General features: G+C 71.1%; 20 protein-coding genes and 1 pseudogene. 8 read left to right on the top strand and 13 right to left on the bottom strand.

Annotation, left to right across the window (positions count from 1 at the left end):
* Positions 1–70 precede the first annotated feature (70 nt).
* The 3 genes from SSQG_RS32295 (at position 71) to SSQG_RS32285 (ending at position 4,022) form a co-directional block, all read left to right on the top strand.
* Positions 71–949, top strand: a complete 879-nt coding sequence (locus SSQG_RS32295) for a LysR substrate-binding domain-containing protein (RefSeq protein ID WP_003994165.1) — start codon at positions 71–73, stop codon at positions 947–949.
* Positions 950–1,247: 298 nt separating this feature from the next.
* A complete protein-coding gene (locus SSQG_RS32290) occupies positions 1,248–3,074 on the top strand; it encodes an AMP-dependent synthetase/ligase (protein ID WP_003994164.1) in 1,827 nt (608 codons plus the stop codon).
* A gap of 156 nt (positions 3,075–3,230) precedes the next feature.
* Positions 3,231–4,022 carry an aldo/keto reductase gene (locus tag SSQG_RS32285; RefSeq protein WP_052310488.1) on the top strand — a complete coding sequence of 264 codons (792 nt, stop codon included), beginning with the start codon at positions 3,231–3,233 and terminating at the stop codon, positions 4,020–4,022.
* A 120-nt stretch (positions 4,023–4,142) separates the two neighbouring features.
* On the opposite strand, the gene SSQG_RS32280 is transcribed toward SSQG_RS32285, so the two are convergent.
* From SSQG_RS32280 to SSQG_RS32270, 3 genes are all read right to left on the bottom strand, one after another.
* The gene (locus tag SSQG_RS32280) at positions 4,143–4,844 is read right to left on the bottom strand and encodes an SDR family oxidoreductase (RefSeq protein WP_003994162.1); all 702 of its coding nucleotides are present in this window, start codon (positions 4,842–4,844) and stop codon (positions 4,143–4,145) included.
* Positions 4,845–4,925: 81 nt separating this feature from the next.
* Positions 4,926–5,867: a class I SAM-dependent methyltransferase gene (locus SSQG_RS32275; RefSeq protein ID WP_003994161.1), complete on the bottom strand. Its 942-nt coding sequence runs from the start codon at positions 5,865–5,867 to the stop codon at positions 4,926–4,928.
* 133 nt (positions 5,868–6,000) lie between these two features.
* Entirely contained in the window at positions 6,001–7,722 is a 1,722-nt protein-coding gene (locus SSQG_RS32270; RefSeq protein ID WP_003994159.1) for a glycoside hydrolase family 6 protein, read from the bottom strand.
* A 401-nt stretch (positions 7,723–8,123) separates the two neighbouring features.
* Here SSQG_RS32270 and SSQG_RS32265 point away from each other — a divergent pair, with 401 nt between their 5' ends.
* The gene (locus SSQG_RS32265; protein ID WP_003994158.1) at positions 8,124–11,042 is read left to right on the top strand and encodes a glycoside hydrolase family 48 protein; all 2,919 of its coding nucleotides are present in this window, start codon (positions 8,124–8,126) and stop codon (positions 11,040–11,042) included.
* 245 nt (positions 11,043–11,287) lie between these two features.
* Positions 11,288–13,948 (top strand): cellulose binding domain-containing protein, encoded by a 2,661-nt coding sequence (locus SSQG_RS32260; RefSeq protein ID WP_003994157.1) that lies wholly within the window; start codon positions 11,288–11,290, stop codon positions 13,946–13,948.
* 60 nt (positions 13,949–14,008) lie between these two features.
* On the opposite strand, the gene SSQG_RS41565 is transcribed toward SSQG_RS32260, so the two are convergent.
* From SSQG_RS41565 to SSQG_RS32250, 3 genes are read right to left on the bottom strand one after another with little or no spacing between them, the layout of a single operon-like run.
* Complete coding sequence (locus SSQG_RS41565) at positions 14,009–14,281, bottom strand: hypothetical protein (RefSeq protein WP_003994156.1); 273 nt, start codon at positions 14,279–14,281, stop codon at positions 14,009–14,011.
* Positions 14,282–14,307: 26 nt separating this feature from the next.
* A complete protein-coding gene (locus tag SSQG_RS32255; RefSeq protein WP_003994155.1) occupies positions 14,308–15,051 on the bottom strand; it encodes a class I SAM-dependent methyltransferase in 744 nt (247 codons plus the stop codon).
* A 4-nt stretch (positions 15,052–15,055) separates the two neighbouring features.
* Positions 15,056–15,361: a 4a-hydroxytetrahydrobiopterin dehydratase gene (locus SSQG_RS32250; RefSeq protein WP_003994154.1), complete on the bottom strand. Its 306-nt coding sequence runs from the start codon at positions 15,359–15,361 to the stop codon at positions 15,056–15,058.
* Positions 15,362–15,489: 128 nt separating this feature from the next.
* Here SSQG_RS32250 and SSQG_RS32245 point away from each other — a divergent pair, with 128 nt between their 5' ends.
* Positions 15,490–16,305 (top strand): helix-turn-helix domain-containing protein, encoded by an 816-nt coding sequence (locus SSQG_RS32245; protein ID WP_003994153.1) that lies wholly within the window; start codon positions 15,490–15,492, stop codon positions 16,303–16,305.
* Here SSQG_RS32245 and SSQG_RS32240 read toward each other — a convergent pair.
* Positions 16,287–16,712, bottom strand: a complete 426-nt coding sequence (locus tag SSQG_RS32240; protein WP_003994152.1) for a hypothetical protein — start codon at positions 16,710–16,712, stop codon at positions 16,287–16,289. The two genes, SSQG_RS32245 and SSQG_RS32240, sit on opposite strands and share 19 nt — an antisense overlap.
* Positions 16,713–16,995: 283 nt before the next feature.
* Between SSQG_RS32240 and SSQG_RS32235 the strand changes: the two genes are divergently transcribed.
* Together SSQG_RS32235 and SSQG_RS32230 are read left to right on the top strand one after the other, a co-directional pair.
* Entirely contained in the window at positions 16,996–17,859 is an 864-nt protein-coding gene (locus SSQG_RS32235; protein ID WP_003994151.1) for a helix-turn-helix domain-containing protein, read from the top strand.
* 85 nt (positions 17,860–17,944) lie between these two features.
* Positions 17,945–18,412: a nitrate reductase molybdenum cofactor assembly chaperone gene (locus tag SSQG_RS32230; RefSeq protein ID WP_039934105.1), complete on the top strand. Its 468-nt coding sequence runs from the start codon at positions 17,945–17,947 to the stop codon at positions 18,410–18,412.
* Here SSQG_RS32230 and dnaK read toward each other — a convergent pair.
* The 6 genes and pseudogenes from dnaK to SSQG_RS32200 all read right to left on the bottom strand — a co-directional run bounded on the left by dnaK (position 18,409) and on the right by SSQG_RS32200 (position 25,792).
* Entirely contained in the window at positions 18,409–20,280 is a 1,872-nt protein-coding gene (dnaK, locus tag SSQG_RS32225) for a molecular chaperone DnaK (RefSeq protein ID WP_003994149.1), read from the bottom strand. The genes SSQG_RS32230 and dnaK overlap by 4 nt on opposite strands.
* 64 nt (positions 20,281–20,344) lie before the next feature.
* A complete protein-coding gene (locus SSQG_RS32220; protein WP_003994148.1) occupies positions 20,345–21,085 on the bottom strand; it encodes a glycerophosphodiester phosphodiesterase family protein in 741 nt (246 codons plus the stop codon).
* A complete protein-coding gene (locus SSQG_RS32215; RefSeq protein WP_003994147.1) occupies positions 21,082–22,464 on the bottom strand; it encodes a hypothetical protein in 1,383 nt (460 codons plus the stop codon). Before SSQG_RS32215 ends, SSQG_RS32220 begins: the two co-directional genes overlap by 4 nt.
* Positions 22,465–22,585: 121 nt before the next feature.
* The gene (locus tag SSQG_RS32210) at positions 22,586–23,014 is read right to left on the bottom strand and encodes an OsmC family peroxiredoxin (RefSeq protein ID WP_003994146.1); all 429 of its coding nucleotides are present in this window, start codon (positions 23,012–23,014) and stop codon (positions 22,586–22,588) included.
* Between the two features lie 120 nt (positions 23,015–23,134).
* The gene (locus tag SSQG_RS32205) at positions 23,135–25,207 is read right to left on the bottom strand and encodes a phage holin family protein (RefSeq protein ID WP_039935581.1); all 2,073 of its coding nucleotides are present in this window, start codon (positions 25,205–25,207) and stop codon (positions 23,135–23,137) included.
* Between the two features lie 182 nt (positions 25,208–25,389).
* Positions 25,390–25,792: pseudogene (locus tag SSQG_RS32200) on the bottom strand (hypothetical protein).
* Between the last annotated feature and the right edge of the window lie 33 nt (positions 25,793–25,825).

The following is a 25,825-nucleotide window of genomic DNA, read 5'->3' as shown; positions in this document are numbered from 1 at the left end:
GCGATCGGGAATCCCGTATACCGCTCTCACTGCTATCGCGTCTCGCGATGACGGGCGCTAACCTGGCGCCATGTACGACCCGTCCCATCTGCGCACCTTCCTGTCGGTGGCGCAGACGCTGAGCTTCACGCAGGCCGCGCGGCGGCTCGGGCTGCGCCAGTCCACGGTCAGCCAGCACGTACGACGGCTGGAGGACGCCACCGGCCGGACGCTGTTCAGCCGGGACACGCACTCGGTGGAGCTGACGGAGGACGGCGAGGCCATGCTCGGCTTCGCCCGCCGGATCCTGGAGGTGCACGAGCAGGCGACGGCGTTCTTCACCGGCACCCGGCTGCGCGGCCGGCTGCGGTTCGGTGCCTCGGAGGACTTCGTGCTGACCAGGCTGCCCGAGATCCTCGAGGGCTTCCGGCACGAGCACCCCGAGGTGGACCTGGAGCTGACGGTCGAGCTCTCGGGCACGCTGCACGAGCAGCTCACCGCCGGGAAGCTGGACCTCGTCCTCGCCAAGCGGCGGCCCGAGGACCCGCGCGGCGAGCTGGTCCGGCACGACAGGCTGGTGTGGATCGGCGCGGAACGCCTCCGGCTCGACCCGGACCGCCCGGTGCCGCTCATCGTCTATCCCCCGCCGGGCATCACCCGCGCGCTCGCCCTGGAGGCTCTGGAGCGGCAGGGCCGTGAGTGGCGGGTGGTGTGCACCAGCGGCAGCCTCAACGGTCTGGTCGCCGCCGCCCGGGCGGGCCTCGGCGTGATGGCCCACTCGCGCGGCCTCATCCCGCCGGGCCTGGTCCGGGTCCCGGACCGCGCCGGGCTGCCGGAGCTGGGGCAGGTCGACTTCGTCGTGGTGCACGGCCGGCGGCGCCCCTCGGCACCGGGCGCCGCGGACGCCCTGGCCGCCGCGATCCTGGCCGGCGGCGACCGGCTGCACCGCAGTTCACGCAAGGGTCTGTGACAACCGGAGTGACGGAATCCGCCGCCGCCGCGCTGACAGAAGAGACCACTCTCGCGCCGCCCCGCGCCGCGCCTGGAGTCGTACAGATTCGGTGGAGATTACGGCACCGAAACTTACGCAACCGTCAGGATTCTGTCCGACCCTTCCCCCTGTGAGCGCTTTTTCCCTCGCTGACCAGCGCCGACGAGAGTTCCGCTCACCTCCGACCCCCCTGCCGCGCCCAGGTCCCTTGGGGTAGCTTTCACGGCGCTGTGCGGAGCGTCACTCAACAAAAGCGCTGAGGAGCGGGGAGCGGGGTTTGCGCGAGTTCACCAACCCTCCGTTGGCGTTGGCACCTCCGGTGGGCGGTCTGGCCGACGTGGTCTTCGAGCATGCCCGGGAAGAGCCGCTGCACATCGCGCTGGGCCGCAAGGACGAGACGGGGCACTGGCGGGACGTCACCGCCGCCGAGTTCCGTGACGAGGTCCTCGCCCTGGCCAAGGGCCTGCTGGCGAGCGGCATCCGGTTCGGCGACCGGGTCGCGATCATGTCCCGGACGCGCTACGAGTGGACGCTGTTCGACTACGCGCTGTGGACGATCGGCGCCCAGGTCGTGCCGGTCTACCCGACCTCCTCGGCCGAGCAGTGTTTCTGGATGCTGTACGACGCCGAGGTGACGGCCGCGATCGTGGAGCACGAGGACCACGCGATGACGATCGCCACGGTCATCGACCGGCTGCCGCAGCTGCGGCGCCTGTGGCAGCTCGACGCGGGCGCCCTGCACGAGCTGTACGACGCCGGGGCCCATCTCGACGACGAGGTGGTGCACCGCCACCGGCAGGCCGTCACCCCCGACTCGGTCGCCACGATCATCTACACCTCGGGCACCACCGGCCGCCCCAAGGGCTGTGTCATCTCGCACGGCAACTTCATGTACGAGGCGGACACCGTCATCGAGCGCTGGGAGCCGGTGTTCCACTCCAAGCGGGGCGACGAGGCCGCGACGCTGCTGTTCCTGCCGCTCGCCCACGTCTTCGGGCGGATGGTCCAGGTCGCGGCGATACGCGGCGGGGTGAAGTTCGGCCACCAGCCGCAGCTGAACGCGTCGGCCCTGCTGCCCGACCTCGCCGCGTTCAAGCCGACGTTCTTCCTGGCCGTGCCGTACATCTTCGAGAAGGTGTTCAACGCGGCACGCCGCAAGGCCGAGAAGGAAGGGCGCTCCGGTCCCTTCGAGAAGGCCGTGGACATCGCCATCAAGTACGCGGACGCGATCGAGGCGAAGGCCTGGGGCGTCGGACCCGGCCCCTCCGCCGGTCTGCGCATGCAGCACCAGCTGTTCGACAAGCTCGTCTACACCAAGATCCGCGCCGCGATGGGCGGCCGCATCCGGCACGCCATGTCGGGCGGCTCGGCGATGGACCGGCGGCTCGGGCTGTTCTTCGCCGGGGCGGGCGTGCACATCTACGAGGGCTACGGCCTGACGGAGTCCACGGCCGCAGCGACCGCCAATCCGCCCGGACGCACCCGCTTCGGCACGGTCGGCCAGCCCATCCCGGGAATGACCGTGCACATCGCGGACGACGGCGAGATCTGGCTGCATGGCGAGAACGTCTTCCAGGGGTACCTCAACAACCAGAAGGCCACCGACGCCACCCTGCACGACGGCTGGCTCGCCACCGGCGACCTCGGCACGCTGGACGAGGACGGCTTCCTCACCATCACCGGCCGCAAGAAGGAGATCCTGGTCACATCCGGCGGCAAGAGCGTTTCTCCCGGTGTGCTGGAGGAACGTGTCCGTGACCATCCCCTGGTCAATCAGTGCATCCTCGTCGGCAACGACCGCCCGTACATCGCCGCGCTGGTGACCCTGGACCAGGAGGCCGTGGAGCACTGGCTGGCGATGCGGGGCAAGCCGCAGCTGTCACCGGTCGAGCTGGTGCGCGACGCGGATCTGGAGACGGAGGTGCGGCGCGCGGTGGTCGCGGCCAACACCCTCGTCTCACAGGCCGAGTCGATCCGCACCTTCCGCATCCTGGCCCAGCCGTTCACCGAGGAGCACGGGTTGCTGACCCCGTCCCTGAAGCTGAAGCGCAAGGCGATCGAAAAGGCGTACGAGAACGAGGTCGAGGCGCTGTACCGGGCGTGAATGCCAGGTATCAGGGGATTTGTACGTCTGAATTCTCCCGTCAGGAATGCATCACGGCTCGTGATCGTTGACGATGGGAGCACATCTGACCACAAACCGAAGGATCGAGAGCTCGTGAGCAAGGTCCCCCCGATCATCCTGAACAACGGCGTCGAGATGCCCCAACTGGGCTTCGGCGTCTGGCAGGTGCCGGACGACGAGGCCGAGTCCGCCGTGACGACGGCGCTGGAGGCCGGGTACCGCAGCATCGACACAGCGGCGATCTACGGCAACGAGGAGGGCACCGGCAAGGCCATCGCCGCGTCCGGCCTCCCCCGCGAGGAGCTCTTCGTCACCACCAAGCTCTGGAACGCCGACCAGGGGTACGACTCCACGCTGCGCGCCTTCGACACGTCGCTGGAGAAGCTCGGCCTGGACTTCGTCGACCTGTACCTCATCCACTGGCCGATGCCGGCCCGGGGTACCTACGTCGACACCTACAAGGCGTTCGAGAAGCTGCACGCCGACGGCCGGATCCGGGCCATCGGTGTCTCCAACTTCCTTCCCGAGCACCTGGAGCGGCTGATCGGCGAGACGTCGGTCATCCCGGCCGTGAACCAGATCGAGCTGCACCCGCACCTCCAGCAGAACGCCGCCCGCGAGTACCACGCGGAGCAGGGCATCGCCACGGAGGCCTGGTCCCCGCTAGGCCAGGGCAAGGGCCTGCTGGAGGTCCCGGCGATCGTGGCCATCGCCCGGAAGCACAACCGCACCCCCGCCCAGGTCGTGCTGCGCTGGCACATCCAGCTGGGCAACGTGGTGATCCCGAAGTCCGTGACGCCGTCCCGGATCAAGGAGAACATCGAGGTCTTCGACTTCAGCCTGGACACCGAGGACCTCGCGGCCATCAGCGCCCTCAACGAGGACCGCCGCCTGGGCCCGGACCCGGCGACGTTCGACGGAGCGTGACGTTCCGCCACGACTGCCCGCAGCTCGCCATGGAGCTGCGGGCAGTCGTGCCGCCAGGGGCGGCACAAGTGGGCGCAGCGGCAGCCCGCACCGCCGGGCTGCGGACTCCCCCGGCCCCTGTCACACAGGCTGCCCGACGGGCCGCACCACCACCGTGTTGACGTCGACTCCCTCCGGCTGCCCCAACGCCCAGACGACCGAGTCCGCGATCTGCTCGGCGGTCAGCAGATGCCCCGGCGGAAGACTCCCGTAGGAGTCCCAGAACGGCGTCTCCACCCGCCCGGGCGCCACCAGCGTCACCCCCACCCCCCACTCGGTCACCTGCCGCCGCGTGTTCTCGGCCAGCCCCGTCACCGCCCACTTCGTGGCCCCGTAGATGTTGCCCGGCCCGTGCACGAACCCGGCGACGCTACCGACCAGCACGATCCGCCCACGGGTCTCCTTCAGCGCGTCGATGGACGCCCGTATCAGCAGCGCCGGACCGAGGACGTTCGTCAGCACCATGTCGGTCCAGCCGGCCGGATCCCCCTCCGCCACCGTGTCGTGCGTCGCGAAACCGGCGTTGGCGACGACCGTGTCCAGCCGGCCGAAGGCCTTCACCGTCGCATCGACCGCGGCCCGGACATCGTCGTACACCGCGGTGTCCCCCACGAACGTCAGCAACTCCCCGGGACGGCCGAGCTCCTCGGCGAACCCCCGCAGCCGCTCCTCCCCGCGCCCCGTGACGGCTACCCGGTGCCCGGCGTGCAGCAACTGCCGCGCGACCGCGGCCCCGATTCCGCTGCCGCCGCCGGTGATGAGCGCGACCCGAGACTCGGACATGAATTCCCCCTGTGATGCGGTCGGATGTGCCATGCCGGGGAGTCCACCAGTTGGAGCGCTCTCGAAGTCAAGACATCCGGGCTACACCGCCCGCACGGCAGTGTGCACGGTGTGGGCCTCCAGGACGAACAGGTCCGGGCGCCGGTGCACACTCGCCTCGTCGTCGGGATCGAGGAGCCGGTCGAGGGTCGCGAGGTCCTCGGCCTCGAACCCGTCCGGGATCCTCTCGCGCATGTGCGTCAGGGACGCGGCGACATAGGCGCGGGCCCGGTCCGAGACGGGTGCGGGAAGGTCCAGGAGGAAGCTGTGCGTCCTGGCCGGCTTCAGCCCCACCGCGGCCAGCAGGCCCGGCCAGTTCTCCGTCTCCGCCACATGCCCCGGCAGTTCGTGCCGCATCCGCGTGAACCACTCCGCCTCCAGCGCGTCGAACCGCGCCTGGAGGCCGGGCCGGCCGATGCCGATGTCACGGGGCAGGAACCGCCGGGGCAGTCCCCCCTCCACCAGGGCCAGGGTCCCGCCGGGCGCCAGCCGGGCCGCGAAGGCGGCGAGCGCGGCCCGCTGGTCACCCAGGTGATGCAGGCTGCGGCTCGCCCAGAGCAGGTCGGCAGGGTAGTCCAACTCGTCCAGCACTTCGGGCAGTTCACCGGCGATCGTGCTGAAGCGGTCGCCGACGCCCTGCCGCTCGGCCCGTGCCCTGGCCCGCTCCAGCAGCGGCGCGGAGCCGTCCACGGCCACGATCCGCGCGGCCGGGAACGTCTCGGCGAACAGACACGACACCACCCCGGGCCCGCTGCCCGCGTCGACGATCAGCCCGGGTGCGGTCACCTCCTGCGCCAGCCAGCCCAGAGCCCGCTCGTACAAGGGCGCGAACAGCTCCGCCTGGGACTCCAGCATCGGGCCCATCTCGGCCCAGTCGAGGTCCGTGTGGCCGTGCTGGTGGCCGTGATCGTGTTGGTGACCGTGGTCGTGCTTGTGGCCCTGGTCCTGGTCGTGCTTGTGGCCCTGGTCGTGGTCGTGCGCCATGGTGGTCAGCCTCTCGCTCGGATGCCGTCAGCCTGCGCCGACGCACCGGGAAGAGCCACCACTGTTGCCGCTCCCGCAAAATCCGCCGGGGCCGGAGCCCCGGCGGATCCCGTGGGGACGGGGTGTCAGCCGCTCAGGACAGCGGCGGGTACGCGTTCTGCATCAGCTGCCGGAACTGGGCGGAGAACCACTGCCCGGACAGCGGCGCGTCCGGCAGGGCCCCGGACATGTGGTTGTTGTTGCGCGGGTTGCCTTCGTAGGTCGGGTCGCACATGCGGTCGAAGCCCTTGCCCTCGTCGTTCGGGATCGCCTTGCTCGACCCGTCGGACTCGCCCGGGGGCTTCATCCACACGTACGCGTCGATCCCGGCGGCCGGAGCAGCCTTCGGGCGCTCGCCGAGGCCGGCTCCGGACTGGTTGCACCAGTTGCCGGGGTGGATGCGGCGGTCGTAACGGCCGCCGTCGACATAAGTGTCGACTGAGGTCTGCGCACCGGGGCCGGTGGGCCGGGCGGCGCCGCCCCAGCCGTTGCGGGAGGTGTCGATCAGCATGCCGATGCCGGAGTTGAAGCCGGCCGAGACCAGCTGGTTGCGGAAGCCCTGGGCGAAGGACAGCTCGTCGACGTAGCGGTTCCAGTCGACCCACTTCGACTCGCGGACGGACTTGCCGGCCACGTTGTCGTTGATGGTGAAGTTGTTCTCCTTCAGGGCGCTGTAGTTCGCGGTGTTGGTGATGAAGCCGTGGACGTCGTTGACGGTCGCGCCCTCGGCGGTGGCCGCCTCCTTGAACAGGGTCGCGGAGGGACCGAAGTTGTCGTCCCAGCCGATCCAGCCGTGGTGGCCGGCGTCGACGTAGTTGTAGACGTTCGGCACGTCGCCGAGCTTGTTCAGCGCGTAACCGACACCCTTGACGTAGTTGCCGTTGGCCTTCATCACGTCGCACTGCGGGACGGCCGTGGGGCGACTGCCGGCGTTGGTGACGAGGTTCGGCAGCGAGTCGATCTCGACCGTGGTGACGATCCGCAGCGAGGAGTACTTCGAGTCGGCGAGGATCGCCTTGATCGGGTCGATGTACTCCGTCTTGTAGCGGCCGATCTCGTCGGGCTTCAGCTCGCCGTTGGAGGCGAGGGCGGAGCAGTCACGGCCGGGCAGGTTGTAGATGACGAGCTGGACGACCAGCTCGCCGGAGCCCTTCTGGCGCAGCGCCTCGTCGAGGTGGGCACGCAGGCCCATCTTGCCGCCGGCGCCGTTGATGGCGGCGATCCGGTCCAGCCAGACGCCGGTCGGCTGGTTGGAGACGCGGCTGCCGCCCGGCTCGGCGGCGGCATTGGCGGACCACTCCGGGTTCACGTACACCTTGGCACCGGCGTAGGGGTTGTCGACCCGGTTGGACGGCCCGCCGGGGTCCGGCGGGTCGGTCGGTCCCGGGTTGCCTCCGTCGTCGACGTTGCAGGTCACACCGTCGAGGGTGAAGGTGGCCGGGACGGCGTTGCTTCCGCTGTAGCTGCCCTGGAAGCCGAAGCTGACCGAACCGCCGGTCGCGAGCTGGGCGTTGTAACTCTCGTTGGCCGCGGTGACCGCGGCACCGCTCTGGCTCAGCTTGGCGTTCCACCCGCTGGTGACCTTCTGGTCGCCGGCGTAGGACCACTTCAGCGACCAGGAGGACTTGGCGGCACTGTTGTTGGTGATGGTCACGGCGGCGGTGAAGCCGGTGCTCCACTGGTTCTGGATCTTGTAGTCGACGGTGCAGGGGACGGCGGCGGTGCCGACCCCTCCCGGGTCGACGGCGAACGCGGTGCCGGTCGCTCCGGCGACCAGGGCCATGGCGGCCAGTAACGCGGTTCTCGTGCGGCTCATGAGTGCGGGGATCCCTTTCGGTGGTGGGGGTGTCAGCCGTTCGGGACGTGCTCCGACAAGGACATGAGGAACTCGGCACCTGCGCTCGCGCAGCCGGGGACGACCGCGCCGGGGGCGGCTCCAAGTACTGAACGCGAGGGGTGTCGCACGGGCGACTCCTTGCAGGTCGGGCATGCCGTGACGGACGCGTCGACTGATGGAATCGCTCCCACTGGTGTCAAGGAAGGTAGCGGCAAGTGTCGGCAAAGAACAGGGGAGTCGCTGACTTTCGCTCAACACGAGGCGTCGAATCTTTTCGACTCTTCAAGGCCCTTGACCGATTCCGCGCCCGTCCCCACGATGGGAGCGCTCCCACTGGTTCAAGCCTTGACTTCTCCGAGCCGCAAGGAGGAACCAGCACCATGCATCCCCCACCCCGGAGACGCGGAGCGGTGCGGCGCGTGTGGATCGCCGCCGTCGCTGCTCTCGCGCTTCCGTTGACGATGCTCTCCTCAGGGTCGACTCCCGCGCAGGCGGCCGCACTTCAGTGCAGTGTCGATTACAAGACCAATGACTGGGGCTCCGGCTTCACCGCGGACCTGACCCTCACCAACCGCGGCACGGACGCCATCGACGGCTGGACGCTGACGTACGCCTACTCCGGCAACCAGAAGCTGGGGAACGGCTGGAACGGCACCTGGTCGCAGTCCGGCCAGACCGTCACCGTGAAGAACGCCCCCCACAACGCACGGGTCGCCGCGGGCGCCGCCGTCTCCACCGGCGCCCAGTTCAGCTACAGCGGCACCAACACCGCGCCGGCGTCGTTCTCGGTCAACGGCACGGTCTGCGCCGGCGCCCACCAGCCGCCGATCACCGTGCTGACCAGCCCTGCCGCGGGCGCCGTCTACACCCAGGGCGCGGCCGTCCCGCTGGCGGCCACCGCCGCCGCCGCGGACAACGCCACCATCAGCAAGGTGGAGTTCTACGACGACACCAGGCTGCTGGGCACCGACACCAGCGCGCCCTACGCGCTGTCCGTCTCCGACCTGGCCGTCGGCAGTCACTCCCTGGTGGCGAAGGCCTACGACAGCACGGGCGCCTCGGCCGACTCCACCCCCATCGGCATCACGGTCGCCTCCGGTCCCACCGTCGTCGCCTCCCCGCTCCAACTGGGCGTCCAGTCAGGCGAGTCGGGCACGTACGAGGTGAAGCTGTCCAAGCAGCCGACGTCCAACGTGACGGTGACGTCGGCCCGCGCGAGCGGCAACTCGGGCCTGTCGGTCTCGGCCGGTGGCTCGCTCACCTTCACCCCGCAGAACTGGAACACCGCGCAGAAGGTGACCGTCTCGGCGGCGGGCTCCGGCACCGGATCGGCGGTCTTCGAGTCGACGGCCGCGGGCCACGCCAAGGCCTCCGTCACCGTCACCCAGCTGGCGGCGGCGAAGACCTACGACGCCCGCTTCCTGGAGCTGTACGGGAAGATCACCAACCCGGCGAACGGCTACTTCTCCCCCGAGGGCATCCCGTACCACTCGGTCGAGACGCTGATCGTCGAGGCGCCGGACCACGGTCACGAGACCACCTCGGAGGCGTACAGCTACCTCCTGTGGCTCCAGGCCATGTACGGCAAGGTGACCGGCGACTGGTCCAAGTTCAACGGCGCGTGGGGCCTCATGGAGAAGTACATGATCCCCACCCACGCCGACCAGCCGACGAACTCCTTCTACAACGCCTCCAAGCCGGCGACCTACGCGCCCGAGCTGGACACCCCCGACGAGTACCCGGCCAAGCTCGACAGCGGTGTCTCGGTCGGCCGGGACCCGATCGCGGCCGAGCTGAAGAGCGCGTACGGCACGGACGACGTCTACGGCATGCACTGGCTCCAGGACGTCGACAACGTGTACGGCTACGGCAACGCGCCCGGCAAGTGCGAGGCGGGCCCGTCGGACACCGGCCCGTCGTACATCAACACCTTCCAGCGCGGCGCGCAGGAGTCCGTGTGGGAGACGGTGCCGCAGCCGACCTGTGACGCCTTCAAGTACGGCGGCAGGAACGGCTATCTGGACCTGTTCACCGGTGACGCCTCCTACGCCAAGCAGTGGAAGTTCACCAACGCCCCGGACGCCGACGCCCGGGCCGTGCAGGCCGCCTACTGGGCGGACCTGTGGGCGAAGGAGCAGGGCAAGGGCGGGGACGTCTCCGCGACGGTCGCCAAGGCGGCCAAGATGGGCGACTACCTGCGCTACTCGATGTACGACAAGTACTTCAAGAAGGTCGGCAACTGTGTCGGGCCCTCGGCCTGCCCGGCGGGCACCGGCAAGGACGCCTCGTTCTACCTGATGTCCTGGTACTACGCCTGGGGCGGCGCCACCGACACCTCGGCCGGCTGGGCCTGGCGCATCGGCTCCAGCCACGCCCACGGCGGCTACCAGAACCCCCTGGCGGCCTACGCGCTCAGCAGCTACGCCCCGCTGAAGCCCAAGTCGGCGACGGGCGCGGCCGACTGGGCCAAGTCCATGGACCGGCAGCTGGAGTTCTACCGCTGGCTGCAGTCGAACGAGGGTGCCATCGCGGGCGGTGCGACCAACAGCTGGCAGGGCCGGTACGCGACCCCGCCCGCCGGGAAGTCGACGTTCTACGGCATGTACTACGACGAGAAGCCCGTCTACCACGACCCGCCGTCCAACCAGTGGTTCGGCTTCCAGGCGTGGTCCATGGAGCGGGTCGCCGAGCTGTACCAGCAGACGGGGAACGCGCAGGCCAAGACGGTCCTCGACAAGTGGGTCGACTGGGCGCTGTCCAAGACCACGTTCAACCCGGACGGCACGTTCCGGATTCCGTCGACGCTGCAGTGGTCGGGCCAGCCCGACACCTGGAACGCCTCAAGCCCGGGCACCAACAGCGGACTGCACGTCACCGTCGCCGACTACACGAACGACGTCGGTGTGGCGGCCTCGTACGCCAAGACCCTGACGTACTACGCCGACCGCTCCGGTGACACGGAGGCCGCGGCGGCCGCGAAGAAGCTGCTCGACGGGATGTGGGACAACCACCAGGACGCTCTCGGGATCGCCGTTCCGGAGACCCGGGCGGACTACAACCGGTTCGACGACAAGGTGTCCATCCCGAGTGGCTGGACGGGGACGATGCCGAACGGTGACGCGATCAACTCGTCGTCGACGTTCGACTCGATCCGGTCCTTCTACGAGGACGATCCCGCCTGGTCGAAGATCGAGAGTTATCTGACCGGTGGGGCTGTCCCGTCGTTCACGTATCACCGGTTCTGGGCTCAGGCGGACATCGCCTTGGCCATGGGTTCGTACGCGGAGCTTCTCGAATAGTCCCCGCCGGGCGCTCCGCGGGTGGGGCGGGTACTTCGGCTGCGGGCCCGGCTGTGGCTGGGCGCGCGCACGCGGCGGAGCCGCATATCGATGCAGCCCCGCGCCCCCAAGACACAAACAGGTGCGTCCGAAGCTCTGCGTACTTGGCCCTGCACCTGACGCGGGGCCACCACGGCCGGGCGGTCCCCACCCGCACTGGGAGCCGCCCGGCCCTCGCACGTTCCCCTCACGGAAGGACCCCCACCGTGCGAAGAACCCGCATCCTCACCGCCGTACTCGCGCTGGCGGCCGAGCTGTTGTCGGGCGCCCCCACCGCACTGGCCGCCGATCCGCCGTCGGCGAAGATCACCGCCGACACCTACACCTGGAAGAACGCCCGGATCGACGGGGGCGGTTTTGTCCCGGGCATCGTCTTCAACCGCAGTGAGAAGAACCTCGTCTACGCCCGCACCGACATCGGCGGTGCCTATCGCTGGCAGCAGTCGTCGAAGACCTGGACGCCGTTGCTCGACTCGGTCGGGTGGGACGACTGGGGGCACACGGGTGTCGTCAGCATCGCGTCCGACTCCGTCGATCCGAACAAGGTGTACGCGGCCGTCGGTACCTACACCAACAGCTGGGACCCGAAGAACGGCGCGGTCATGCGGTCCGCCAACCGGGGCGCGAGCTGGCAGAAGGCGAACCTGCCGTTCAAGCTGGGCGGCAACATGCCGGGGCGGGGCATGGGTGAGCGGCTGGCGGTCGATCCGAACCGGAACAGCGTGCTGTACCTCGGCGCGCCCAGCGGCAAGGGGCTGTGGCGGTCGACGGACTCGGGGGTCACCTGGTCGCAGGTCACGAACTTCCCCAACGTCGGCACCTACGCGCAGGACCCGAGCGACACCTCCGGCTACGCCTCCGACAACCAGGGCATCGTGTGGGTGACGTTCGACGAGTCCACGGGCACCTCGGGCAGCGCCACGAAGACGATCTACGTCGGGGTCGCCGACCAGGACAACGCGGTGTACCGCTCGACGGACGCGGGCGCGACCTGGCAGCGGCTGGCCGGCCAGCCCACCGGCCATCTCGCCCACAAGGGCGTCCTGGACGCGAAGAACGGCTATCTGTACCTCGCCTACAGCGACAAGGGCGGCCCGTACGACGGCGGCAAGGGCCGGCTGTGGCGGTACGCGACCGGGAGCGGCACGTGGACGAACATCAGCCCGGTGGCGGAGGCCGACACGTTCTACGGCTTCAGCGGGCTGACGGTGGACCGGCAGAGGCCGGGCACGGTGATGGCGACCGCGTACAGCGCCTGGTGGCCCGACACGCAGATCTTCCGCTCCACGGACAGCGGCGCGACCTGGACGAAGGCATGGGACTACACGTCGTACCCGAACCGGGAGAACCGTTACACGATGGACGTCTCGTCGTCGCCGTGGCTCACCTGGGGCGCGAACCCGCAACCGCCCGAGCAGACCCCGAAGTTCGGATGGATGACGGAGTCCCTGGAGATCGACCCTTTCGACTCCGCCCGCATGATGTACGGGACGGGCGCGACGATCTACGGCACCGAGAACCTCACGAACTGGGACGGCGGAGGCAAGTTCACCGTCAGGCCGATGGTGCGGGGGCTGGAGGAGACGGCGGTCAACGACCTGGCCTCTCCCCCGTCGGGCGCCCCGCTGCTGAGCGCGCTCGGCGACGTCGGCGGCTTCCGGCACACCGATCTGGCCAAGGTGCCGTCGATGATGTTCACGCAGCCCACCTTCACGACGACCACGAGCCTGGACTTCGCCGAGTCGAACCCGAACACGTTCGTGCGGGTCGGCAACCTCGACGCGGGCCCGCACATCGCGTTCTCCACGGACAACGGCGCCAACTGGTTCGCCGGGAGCGACCCCTCGGGCGTGAGCGGCGGCGGCACGGTCGCCGCGGCGGCCGACGGCAGCCGGTTCGTGTGGAGCCCGCAGGGCGCCGGTGTGCACCACGCGACCGGCTTCGGCACGTCGTGGCAGGCGTCCGGTGGGATTCCCGCCGGGGCCCTCGTCGAGTCGGACCGCGTCGACCCGAAGACCTTCTACGGCTTCAAGTCCGCGAAGTTCTACATCAGTACGGACGGCGGGGCGACGTTCAAGGAGTCACCGGCGACCGGGCTGCCCGGCGGTGACAGCGTCCGCTTCAAGGCGCTGCCCGGCGGGAAGGGCGACGTGTGGCTGGCGGGCGGCGCGAGCGACGGGGCGTACGGCCTGTGGCACTCGACCGACGGCGGCACGAGTTTCGCGAAGCTGTCGAACGTCGAGCAGGCCGACACCGTCGGCTTCGGCAAGGCGGCACCCGGCGCCTCCTATCAGACGCTCTACACCAGTGCGAAGATCGGCGGCGTCCGGGGCATCTTCCGCTCGACGGACAAGGGCGCGAGCTGGACCCGCGTCAACGACGACGCCCACCAGTGGGGCTGGACGGGCGCGGCCATCACCGGCGACCCGAGGGTGTACGGCCGTGTCTATGTGTCGACGAACGGCCGTGGCGTCATCTACGGCGACAGTTCCGACGGCGGCTCCACGGATCCGGGTCCCGGGCCGGGCCCCGATCCGACTCCGACCGGCGCCTGCAAGGTGACCTACAAGGTCACCAGCCAGTGGTCGGGCGGCTTCCAGGCGGACGTACAGATCACCAACACGGGCACCGGCGCCTGGAACGGCTGGTCGCTCGCCTGGACCTTCGCCGACGGCCAGAAACTCACCCAGGCGTGGAACGCCGAGGCCGCGCAGTCGGGTTCGACGGTGACGGCGAAGAACGTCGGCTGGAACGCGGGCGTGGCGGCGGGCTCGTCGGTGGGCTTCGGCTTCACGGCGAACCGGACGGGCACGAACACCGAACCGGCCGCGTTCAGGCTGGGCGACCGGAGCTGCACGGTCGCCTGACGGGGCCTTCGTCGTGGCCGGTGAGTGCGCGCTCCCCCGGGGTGCGCACCCACCGGTGTCTCACGGGGTGTAGACGGTGGGGCGGGGAGCCGTCGGCATGGCGTCGCCGATGAAGAAGCTGACCACGCCCCGGTCGAGCTTCTCGACCTGCCGGGCGGTGGCGGCCTGGGCGGTGTCGCCGCCGCGGTCGCGGCCACCGGGAGGAGCACTCGGCGTCTGCGGTGCCTGTACGGGTGCTTCACGGACGGACCTCCTGGGAGAATGGGGGGTTCCGTCCGTGGTCGCCGCCGGTGGCGCGGGAGTTGCCGTGTTGTTCCGACGGTTCACCGCCACCGGCCGACACGGCCGGACCGCGCGGTTCAGCCGGGCTTGCGGAACGACCGCAGGCTGAACACCGGGTCCGGGCGTGGACGGTCCTGGTCGGGGAGTTCGGCCAGCCGGGTGGCGAAGCCGTCGGCGAGCGGGTCGCCGGGCGGCAGCGTGACGAACCAGCCCCGTCTGAGGTCCGCGACCGTGCGGCGCGGGCTGCGGCCCTGGCCGTGGCCCCGGAAGCGGGCCTGCCCGGCCGGAACCAGGCCGTGTCCGGCGGCGAAGCGCTCGACGTCCGCCGCCGCGTCCCGGACCGGGCTCGGCGGGCGGGACGCCAGGACGACATCGATGTCACTGCCCACGTTGTGGGAGGCGGCCTTGTCGACGGTGGTGACGTAGACCCCGCCGGGCCGCAGCACCCGGGCGCACTCGCCGACGATGGCCCGGACGTCGGCGGGGCCGGCGGCCAGATGCAGCAGCCACACGCTGCTGACGACGTCGAACGCGTCGTCCCGGAAGGGCAGCCGCCGGCTGTCGGCGAGCAGCACGGCACCGGGCAGCCTGGCCGCGGCCTGCCGGGCCATCGCCCGGGCGATGTCCACGCCGGTCACCCGCATGCCGCCGCGCGCGGCGGCGAGCCTGCGGGTCACGATGCCGGTGCCGCAGGCCACGTCGAGCAGGCTGCGGGTGTCCGGCGGCACGAGGCTCAGCACCGCTTCCGCGGCGGCGGCCGCCCTGGGCTCACCGCCGCGCGAGGCGTCGTACCGCTCCGCTTCCTTGTCGTAGTCGAGCACCCGGTCAGTGTGCCCCGTGCCCGGGGGCCAGGTCCTCCACCCTGCGGGCGAGCTCGAAGTCCTTCTCGGTGACGGTGCCGCCCGCGCTGTGCGTGTGGACGGACAGGGCGACGGTGTTGTAGCCCAGTGTGAGGTCGGAGTGGTGGTTCAGCTCCTCCTGGACCTGGGCGATGTGCACGACCATCGCGGTCGCCGCGACGTGCGAGCCGAGCCGGTAGGAGCGGGCGAGGCGGCCCTCGTCGAGCGACCAGCCCGGCAGTTCGGCCAGCCGGTCCTCGATCTCCTTCTGCGACAGCGGTTCGACGGGCATGGGCTGCGCTCCTTCCCTTGCGGCGGTGTCCTCGGTCCTGCCCTCAGCCTGCCACAGCGAGCGGCCCGGGGCCCTGGTCAGAAGGGTGTGCCTGTCCGGGACGACCGGTTCTCGACTACGGTCCCGGCATGACCACTCACCCGTCCACCGCCGGGAAGGGCGTGGGACCGCTGCTGCGGGCCTGGCGCGAGCAGCGGCGGGTCAGCCAGCTGGAGCTGGCCCTGCGCGCGGACTCCTCGGCCCGGCACATCAGCTTCGTCGAGACCGGCCGCTCCCGGCCCAGCGAGGAGATGGTGCTGCGACTCGCCGAGCACCTGGACGTTCCCGTGCGGGAGCGCAACGCGCTGCTGCTCGCGGCCGGTTACGCCCCGCGCTACCCGGAGACGCCGCTGGACGACCCGGCGCTGGGCGCGCTGAGGGACGGCATCGAGCGGCTGATCAGCGGCTACGAACCGTATCCGGCGCTGGTGGTGGACGCGGTGTACGACGTCGTGGCGGCCAACCGGGGGATCATGACGCTGGTCGACGGTGTCTGCGAGTCGCTGCTCGAGCCGCCGCTGAACGCGATGCGGCTCGCCCTGCACCCGAAGGGCCTCGCACCTCGCATCCGCAACCTGCGCGCCTGGCGCGGTCACCTGCTGGAACAGATGGAGCGGCAGATCGCGCTGCACCGCTCCGCGCCGCTGCGGGCCCTGTACGAGGAGGTCGCGGCGTATCCGGTGCCGGAGGAGGAGCCGGGAACCGGTCCTGAGGAGCCCTCGGACGCGGTGCCGTACGTCGCGCTGCCGCTGCGGATCGAGCACGAGGGGCGGACGCTGTCGTTCATCTCCTCGATCTCCACGTTCAACACGCCGATGGACGTGACCGTCGCCGAGCTGGCCATCGAGACGCTGCTCCCGGCCGACCCGGCGACGGTCAAGCACCTTCAGACGCTGCTGCCCTGACGGGCCTTCAGGGCCGTGTGCTGGAGGACGGCGAACCCGGCCACGGTGAGGGCCTGGAGCACCGTCCACACGGCGCCCGCCGTGCTCGGTGTGAGCCACAGCGCCAGGGCCGCGATGCTCGCCACCGCCCAGGCGAGGTTGGCCTCCACGACGGTCCGCACACCGGGTGCCGGCGGCGCCGGCCGGGCGGCCAGCAGGGCCACGCCCGCCGCGTAGGCGGCGAGGAAGGCACCCAGTGCGAGCAGCAGCGCGGGGTCGACGCCGAGGAAACGGCCGAGCGGACCGGGGAGCGTGAGGTAGGCGAGGGCGTTGGCGCCGGTCACCGCGGCGTCCAGGGCGAGGAAACGGCGCAGCGTCGACTGCGGCGCGGAGGTACGGGCGAGCGCGGCGAGCTGGGTCGCGGACATGGTGGATCACCCTCCGTCGGGGTCGTGGTGCGGCGGCTGGGGGCGGTCGCGGGATGCGACGCGGCCGGGGTGGTGCGGGAGCGGGCCGGGGGCCGGACCGGAGTGCGCCGGCCCGGTCCCCGGTGGCTCCACGATCCCGTCCCGGCCGCGCCCGGTCGATTACCCCCGGGGTAATGACCCGGCGCCGGTCGGTTCCCGCCATCTCCTCACCGTCGGCCCTGGGAGACTGTGAGCCGTACGTGACAGACTGAGCGCAGGCTCGGGGGCGTTGGGGAGGCGTGGCGTGAGTGAACGGCGGGCCGCACCCACCGTGGGCCAGGTGGTGCTGGGCAAGCGGCTCCAGGAGCTGCGCGAGGCGGCGGGCCTCAGCCGTGACGAGGCCGCCCGGGTGCTGCGCGTCGCGCCGGCGACCGTCCGGCGGATGGAGACGGCCGATGTCGCGCTGAAGATCCCGTACGTGCAGATCCTGCTGACGGCGTACGGCGTGGCAGACGACGAGGTGACCGCGTTCGTCGACCTCGCCGAGGAGGCGAACCGGCCGGGCTGGTGGCAGCGGTTCCACGACGTGCTGCCGGAGTGGTTCAGCCTGTACGTCAGCCTGGAGGGCGCCGCGCGGATCATCCGTTCGTACGAACCGCACTTCGTGCCGGGGCTGCTCCAGAGCGAGGGGTACGCGCGTGCCGTCCTGGAGGCGGGCACCATCGGGAACTTTGGCCCCGAGGCCGTGGAGCGGCATGTGTCGCTGCGGATGGAACGGCAGCGGCTGCTGGAGCGCCCGGACCCGCCGCACCTGTGGGTGATCATGGACGAGACGGTGCTGCGCCGCCCGGTGAGCGCCGACGGGCAGGTGATGCGCGACCAGCTGGACAAGCTGCTGGAGTACTCCGCGCGGGACCGCGTCACCCTCCAGGTCGCCGAGTTCAAGGACGGTCCGCACCCCGGGACGTACGCGCCGTTCTCGCTGTTCCGCTTCGCCGAGCCCGAACTGCCCGACATGGTCTTCACCGAGTACCTGACCGGCGCGCTCTACCTCGACTCCCGCAAGGAGGTCTCCACGCATCTGGAGGTCCTCGACCACATGACGGCGGGCGCCGCGTCGACGCAGCGCACCGAGGTCCTGCTGCGGGAGTACCGCGACAGCTACTGAGCGACCCGTTCGGGCGTAGCCGGCGGGTGCGCTGCCCGGCACGCCTCTAGCCTCGTCGGCAAGGGAGCGCACGCAAGGAGGCCTGATGCCCGGCTTCGAGCTGCTGTACCAGGCGGCCGCGCTGTGCCTGACGTACCCCGGTGACGACTTCCGTGCCCGGCTGCCGCTGCTGCGCGAAGCCGCCCCGCAGCTGCGGGAGTTCGCCGACCACGCGGCCGCCACCCCGCCGGGTGAGCTGGCCGCCCACTACCTTCAGGTCTTCGAGAGCACCGAAGGCAACAGCCTGTACCTGAGCCACTGGCGCGGGATCTCGCGGGAGCACTTCCAGGAGCTGTACAGCTCCCACGGCCTGGAGCTCACCGGCGGGGAGCTGCCCGACTTCCTGCCCGCCGTACTGGAGCTGGCGGCCCGCACCGGCAACACCGACGTGCTGACGGAGCACCGCGCCGAACTGGAGCGGCTCGGCTCCCGGCTGGCCGGCTGCGGCACTCCGTACGCGTCCGTCGTCGAGGCCGTGCACGCGACCCTGCCGGCCGGCCCGGCCACGGGCTAGGCGGCGCCGCCCTTCTCGTCCCGCTGGTCCTTCTCCTCGTCCACGATCTCCGCGTCGACCACGCCCTCCTCGTCCTGCGGGGTGCCGGGGGTCTCCTCGGTGGGGGGCTGCTGAGGCTGGGACTGGGCGTACATCGCCTGGCCCATCTGCTGGCTGACCGAGGCGAGTTTCTCGACGCCGGCGCGCAACGTCGAGGTGTCCGCCTGCTGTTCGAGCTGCTGCTTCAGTTCCGTGACGGCCGACTCGACCTGGGACTTCGTGTCGGCCGGGATCCGGTCGCCGTTCTCCCGGAGGAAGTTCTCGGTCTGGTAGACGAGTTGCTCGGCCTGGTTGCGGGTCTCGGCGGCCTCGCGGCGTTGCCGGTCCTCCTCCGCGTACTGTTCGGCCTCCCGCATCATGCGGTCGATGTCGTCCTTGGGCAGGGCCGAGCCGCCGGTGACGGTCATCTTCTGTTCGCGGCCGGTCGCCATGTCCTTGGCGGAGACGTGCATGATGCCGTTGGCGTCGATGTCGAAGGCCACCTCGATCTGCGGGACCCCGCGCGGGGCCGGCGGCAGGCCCGTCAGGTCGAAGACGCCGAGCTTCTTGTTGTAGGCGGCGATCTCCCGTTCGCCCTGGTAGACCTGGATGCCGACCGAGGGCTGGTTGTCGGCCGCCGTGGTGAAGATCTCCGAACGCCGGGTCGGGATGGTGGTGTTGCGCTCGATGAGCTTGGTCATGATGCCGCCCTTGGTCTCGATGCCCAGGGACAGCGGGGTGACGTCGAGCAGCAGCACGTCCTTGACGTCGCCGCGGATGACGCCCGCCTGGAGGGCGGCGCCGACGGCCACGACCTCGTCGGGGTTGACGCCCTTGTGCGGTTCCTTGCCGGTGAGTTCCTTGACCAGGTCGGTCACCGCGGGCATCCGTGTCGAGCCGCCGACGAGGATCACGTGGTCGATCGCGGACAGCTTCACACCGGCGTCCTCGACGGCCTGGTGGAAGGGCTTCTTGCAGCGGTCGAGCAGGTCCTGGGTCAGCTCCTGGAACTGGGCCCGGGTCAGCTTCTCGTCGAGGTGCAGCGGGCCTTCGGCGGAGGCCGTGATGTAGGGCAGGTTGATCGTCGTCTCGGTGGAGCTGGACAGCTCGATCTTGGCCTTCTCGGCTCCCTCGCGCAGCCGCTGCACGGCCATCTTGTCGTTGCCGAGGTCGACGCCGTACTGGCCCTTGAACCGCTTGACGAGGTACTCGACGATCCGCTGGTCCCAGTCGTCGCCGCCGAGGTGGGTGTCGCCGTTGGTGGCCTTCACCTCGATGACGCCCTCGCCCATCTCCAGCAGCGACACGTCGAAGGTGCCGCCGCCGAGGTCGAAGACGAGGACCGTCTGGTCGTTCTCCTTGTCCAGCCCGTAGGCGAGGGCGGCGGCCGTCGGCTCGTTGATGATCCGCAGCACCTTCAGGCCGGCGATCTCCCCGGCCTCCTTGGTCGCCTGCCGCTGGCTGTCGTCGAAGTACGCGGGGACGGTGATCACCGCGTCGGTGACGTCCTCGCCGAGGTAGGACTCCGCGTCCCGCTTCAGCTTCTGCAGCACCCGCGCGGACAGCTCCTGCGCCCGGTAGCTGGTGCCGTCGATGTCGCCGTGCTCGGGGAAGCGCCAGTGCGCGTCACCCATGTGGCGCTTGACCGAGCGGGCGGTGCGCTCCACGTTCGTCACGGCCTGCCGTTTGGCGACCTCCCCGACCAGCACCTCGCCGTTCTTGGCGAACGCCACGACCGAGGGTGTGGTCCTGGCCCCCTCCGCGTTGGCGATGACGGTGGGCTCGCCGCCCTCCAGCACGGCGACCACCGAGTTCGTGGTTCCGAGGTCGATCCCGACCGCTCGTCCCATCGCTGTCCCCTTCCGCCAGGGCGGCTCTCCACACTCTCCAGCACAAAACTTGAGTGGGCCGTTGTCAATGCCGCGAAGGGGTGATCGGCCCGCGCAGCGCCACCGCGCGCCGGGGCCGGTCGGTGACGAGCACGTCCACGCGCGGGTGGGCGAGGAAGGCGCGCATCAGGGTGTCGTCGTTGACCGTCCACACCATGGTGAACAGGCCGTGCCGGGTCGCCTCCCGCAGCACGTTGGTCCTGGCCAGCCGCTGGTGCACGGCGACGCCGTGGGCCCCGCAGGCGCGGATGCGGCGGGCCGGGAACAGCTCGCTCAGCCGGGTCCCGGGCAGCCGGGCCGGCGCCAGTTCCCTGCGGTCGCGCCCCAGGGACAGGGCGGTGCGCACCCCGGGGAAGGCCCGGGTCACGGCGGCGACGGAACGGTCCTCCAGCGTGGTCACGACCAGACCGTCGGTGCCGAGCAGGGCGACCGCCCGGTCGATCACCTCGCGCTCGTAGCCGATCTCCTTCAGGTCCAGGTGGGCCACCAGCCTCCCGGCGATCAGCGCCATGACGTCGTCCACGACCGGCACGTCGTATCCGGCCCGCTCGCTCAGCTCCGCGTGCGTGAGCGTGGACAGCGGCGGCCCGGTGTGCCCGGCCCGGGGGTCGTGGTAGACGACGAGGACACCGTCCGCGGTGCGGCGGATGTCGAACTCGACGTACTCCGCGCCGGACTCCAGCGCGTCCTTGTACGCCTCCCAGGTGGCCGCCTCGGCGCGCTCGGAGCCGCCCCGGTGGGCGGAGACGGCGGGGCGTGGCGTCATGGTCGGGGGCTCCCGGAGGGCGCGCGCGGGGGCGGTACGGGCAGGGCGTCGTCGGGCACCGGCAGCAGCGAGCCGGAGCGGGTGCTGACCCGTCTGAGCAGGACGTAGCCGATCACCACGAGGACGACGAAGGGCAGCCAGGCCAGCGCGTAGGCCGTGCCGTAGGCCCGCAGGTCGAGGATGGAGCGGTGGTCGTCGACGTTCGTGCCGTTCACGCCGAAGAAGGCCAGCAGCAGGGTCGGCGGCAGGGCGATCAGGGTGGCGGCGGCGACGAGACCGGAGACGGTGCGGTCGCGGCGGTCGTCGCGCTCGGCGAGTTCGGCGTCCAGGGCGGCGGAGCGGGCGCTGATCACCGAGGTCAGGCGCTCGACCATGCGGGCGGAGTTCTCGATGCTGTCGCGGATGCCCAGGGCGTCGCGCAGCGAGGACTGGAAGGCCTCCATGACCATCTCGGGGATCAGCAGGCTGTCGACGTAGGCCTCGACGCCGAAGGCGAGGTCCAGTTGGAGTTCGTTGACGCCCGCGGAGAGGCGGGAGATCAGGGAGCGGATCTCGGTGGGCGAGTCGGTGAGGGCCTGTTCGTTCGCCTTCATCGTCGCGAAGGCGGCGAGCCGGGTGCGCTGGAGCGCGGCAAGGGCGGAGATCATGCCGACGGCCACGAGCATCAGGCCGTTCTCCACGTGCGGGGCCCAGCCGGCCTGGACGGAGACGCCCCGGCCGAGGGCGGACAGGGTGAGGCCGTGGTTCCTGAGGTGGGGCGCGAGGCTCGCGTCGTGGGGCGTGGCGGGGTTCCAGGGCATCCTGCCGCGGTAGACGATCTCGTTGAGCAGGACCGCCTTGCGGGCCTCGTCGGCGCTGAGCAGCTCCCGCTGTAACCGGCCGCCGGGGAAGACGAGCTGGTGCACGTTCTGGCCGAGGGTCAGCGTCCGGCGGCCGAGCTGCGCGGTCAGCGCCGTCAGCAGCGGGCGGTCGTCGAGTTCGATGCGCTCGCGGTCGAAGCAGGTCGTGGCCAGCCAGGCGGCGAGGTCGCCGGCCGTGGTCTCGCCCGCGAAGACGCAGTCCACGACCAGCGTCGCGTCGCCGCGCGGGGTGGTGACGACGAGGATCCGCAGGGACGCGAGGCCGAGGCCGTGGTCACCGTGCGGCAGCCGCAGCCGCCGGGGCGCGACCTGTTCGTCCAGCATCGGTACGGGGAGCACGTCCTGGCTGGTCGTCAGGTGGGAGGTGAAACGGCCGTAGTCGTAGCGGCCGACGAGGGCGCCGAGGGCGGTGTCCCGGGGGCGCAGCCGGCCGGAGAGGCTGAACAGCAGCAGGACGCGGGTCCGGTCGCGGGTGGCGGAGTCGAGCACCGTCGCGTTCGTGGACGTTCCCGGCAGCATCGCGTTCCTTCCGGCCCATCGGTTCGAAAGCGTCTGGTTCATACCCCGGGCGCGGGTGGCGAACCGACGACATCGCGCGGGCGGCCCTGGTGGGCGGCCCGCGCGACGTGGGTGGGTCCGGTCAGGCGAGCTTGGCGGTCAGCGTGATGGGCGTGGCCTTGAGCGCCTGGCTGACCGGGCAGCCGACCTTGGCCTCGTCGGCGGCGGCGAGGAAGGCCGCCTCGTCGATGCCGGGGACGGTGCCCTCGACGGTGAGGTGGATGCCGGTGATGCCCTCGCCGGGCTGGAAGGACACGTCGGCCGAGGTGACGAGCTTGGTGGGCGGCGTCCCGGCCTTGTTGAGGATGTTGGAGAAGGCCATGGAGAAGCAGCTGGAGTGGGCGGCGGCGATCAGCTCCTCGGGGCTGGTCTTCCCGTTCGCCTCCTGGGCGCGCGAGGCCCACGTGACCGGCTGCTCGCCGATGGCACCGGAGGAGTCGAAGGTGACAACGCCGTTGCCCTCGAGCAGATTGCCTTCCCAGACGGTGTGTGCGGAGCGCGTGGTAGCCACGGTTCTTCCTTTCGCGTGCGGACTCGCGTGTGGGCCCGTCTCCGGGTCCCGTGCCCCCATCCGATCACACTCCGGTTCGGCGCACGCGGAAGACCGGGCCTTCACCGGTGCGGCCGGGTCTCAGGCGGCGCGTTCCTCGCTGCTCTCCAGCGGCACCTGGGGGCCGTTGGACTCGCGCAGCCAGCGGCGCAGCACCTGGTGGACGTGTTCGGCGCCGGCGAGCTCCGTCCCCCCGTCGACCGGCGCGGAGAGGGCGAGCGGCGACAGCAGGAACGGTTTGCCCTGTGCGCCGCCGAGACCGCCGTGGGAGCCGATCTGCTCCTCGAAGGCGAGGACTTCGCCGTCGGCCGGGTCGTGGAAGGAGTTGACCATGATGTCGGCGGTGTGCGGGAAGAGGTGCGTGCGGCGCACCACGTCGGCGGCGCCCGGCCCGAACGGGGCGAGCGGGCCCGGGTCGTCGTCGAGGTCGGCCAGCGGGATCTCGGCGCCGTACGCGCCGAGGACGACACCGCCGTGCCGCTCGCTGCGCACCAGCAGGAAGCCGACGCCGGGGTGGTTGGCGAGGGTCGTCAGCAGCGCGGGGTGGCGGGCGTCGATCTCCTCCTTGCTCATCCGGTGCGTGACGTCCGGGAAGGACACCAGGCCGAGGTTGCCGGAGGCCAGCACGATCGGCTCCGGGCGGCGTTCGGGGCGGTGCCGCTCGCCGCCCTCCTCGACCGGTATGCGCAACGCGGCGCGCACGGCGACGCGGGCCTCCGCCCCGCTGCGGGTGCGCTCCGCCCGGCGCGGCACGTGCAGTCCGCAGCCGGCCCGCACCAGGTCGCCGAGGGTGAGCCCGTAGCGGGAGCGGAACGTCTCCCCGGGGCTCTGGCCGTGGTCGGACAGCACGACGATCCGGTACGGGCGCGGGGCGTGCTCGGCGACGTTCTCGATCAGGGCGAGCGAACGGTCGAGGCGTTCGAGGACCTTCCGCGCGTCGCGGCTCGCCGGTCCGGAGTGGTGGGCGACCTCGTCGTAGGCCACGAGGTCGGCGTAGACGGCGGTGCGGCCGGCGAGCATGTCGCCCATGACGGAGGCGACGACGACGTCCCGCTCGACGACCGTCGCGAAGGCCCGGACGAAGGGGTAGAGGCCGGCGCGGGAGACGCGCGGGCGCTGCTTGCGCAGCCGGGCCCGGGTGGACTGGCCGATCTCGCGGCCGACCTCGGCGACGAAGGACAGGGCCGTGCGCACGGCGTTCGCCGGGTCCGAGAAGTAGGCGAAGTAGCCCGCGCGGGAGCGGTTCTCCCGACTGCGGCGGCGGGTGGCGATGGACAGCACGAGGGCCTGTTCGTCGGCGCCGCCGCTGAACAGGTTGCCCCGGCTGGCGCCGTCGAGGGTGAGCAGCCCGCCGTGCCCCGCGTGTTCGACGGCGCGGCGCTGGAGTTCCGCGGCGCTGGTCGGGCGGTTGCAGACCACCACCTCGCGGGAGTCCTTCTCGTACCAGCGGAAGGCGGGGACGTCGTGGTTGCTGCCGTGCAGGATGCCGAGCTGGCTCGCGCCGGTCTGGCTGGACCAGTCGGTGCGCCAGGGGGTGAGCCGGTGGGTGGGTCGGCCGCCGTCGCCCAAGTCGAGCCAGCGGGCGATGGTGGGCATCGCGCCCTTGCCGACAGCGTCCAGCAGGACGTCGTGGCCGACGCCGTCGAGTTGCAGGAAGACCGTGCCGGCGGCGGCGGGGCTGGGCGGTCGGGATCTGCGGCGGCGGTCGGAGAGCCGGTACAGCCTGCGGCGGTAGGCGTCGTCGTCGCGTACGGCCAGGGCGGCGCCCGTGGCGGACGCCACCGCGGACATCACGGCGGCGACCACGACGGCGGTCTCCGGGGCGGCGGCCCCGCGCTCGGCGGGGTTGAGGTGCAGGGCGAGCAGCAGCAGCGCGCCGTTGAGGAAGAACACCAGCAGGCCGAGCACGAGCGCCGGCACGAGGAGCAGGAGCCGGACGAGCAGCGGCCACACCAAGGCCGACAGCAGACCGAAGGCGCCGGCGCCGAAGGCCGCCGTGACGGCGATGTCGGTGGCGCTGTCACCGTTCTCCGAGCGGAGCCGGAAGTCCGGGAGGATCCCGGCGAGCACGAGCAGGGTGACGGTGCAGACCGCCCACACGGCGACGCTCCGCCCGACCTGACTGGCGACCCGCCGCCACCGCACGCCCCGCACGCCCAGCCACCTCACGTCCCGGCCCGTCACCACGGGCTTCCTGCTCACAGTGTCTCAACGCCGGTGGGACGCCTTCTGTCCCCGCATGTCATTTCCGGTCGAGATCGCTCTCTTTCCCGCCACGACGGTGCACAAGCAGGACGGCCGTACCGGGCTGCGGTGCCCGACCCGGACGCGAGCCGTCAGCGCCCGTCGTAGCCGGCCGTCGGCATGGAGAGCCGGCGGTGCACGCACGCCTTCATGGCCGCGTCGTACGCCGGCTCCGCGCTCCCCACCGTCTCGACCCGCACTCCGCGCCGTGCGCACTCCGCGGTGAACTCCTCGACGGACGCGAGCGCGCTCTCCAGGACCCGCCGGCTGGGCGCCACGAACAGGTCGAGGCCGGGCCGGACGCCGTCCCACAGCGCGCCGTGGTCGGGACGCAGTCCGCGGACCAGTAACTCCCGGCTCACCACGTAGCCGCGCTCGGCCGCCCAGCGGGCGCACATCGCGTGCTGACTGCGGGAGTCGACCAGGAACGGGGTCGTCGTCCAGCTCCTCCAGCGGCGTCAGACTCGCGATCGCCGTGACCCGGACCGGCACCATGGCCTCCCCCCTCACCTCCGGTTCAGCCGCCGA

This window comes from Streptomyces viridochromogenes DSM 40736, assembly GCF_000158955.1.
Lineage (GTDB): Bacteria > Actinomycetota > Actinomycetes > Streptomycetales > Streptomycetaceae > Streptomyces > Streptomyces venetus.
The sequence above is the reverse complement of the archived record's forward strand: the minus strand, read 5'-3'. Positions and strand labels throughout refer to the sequence as shown.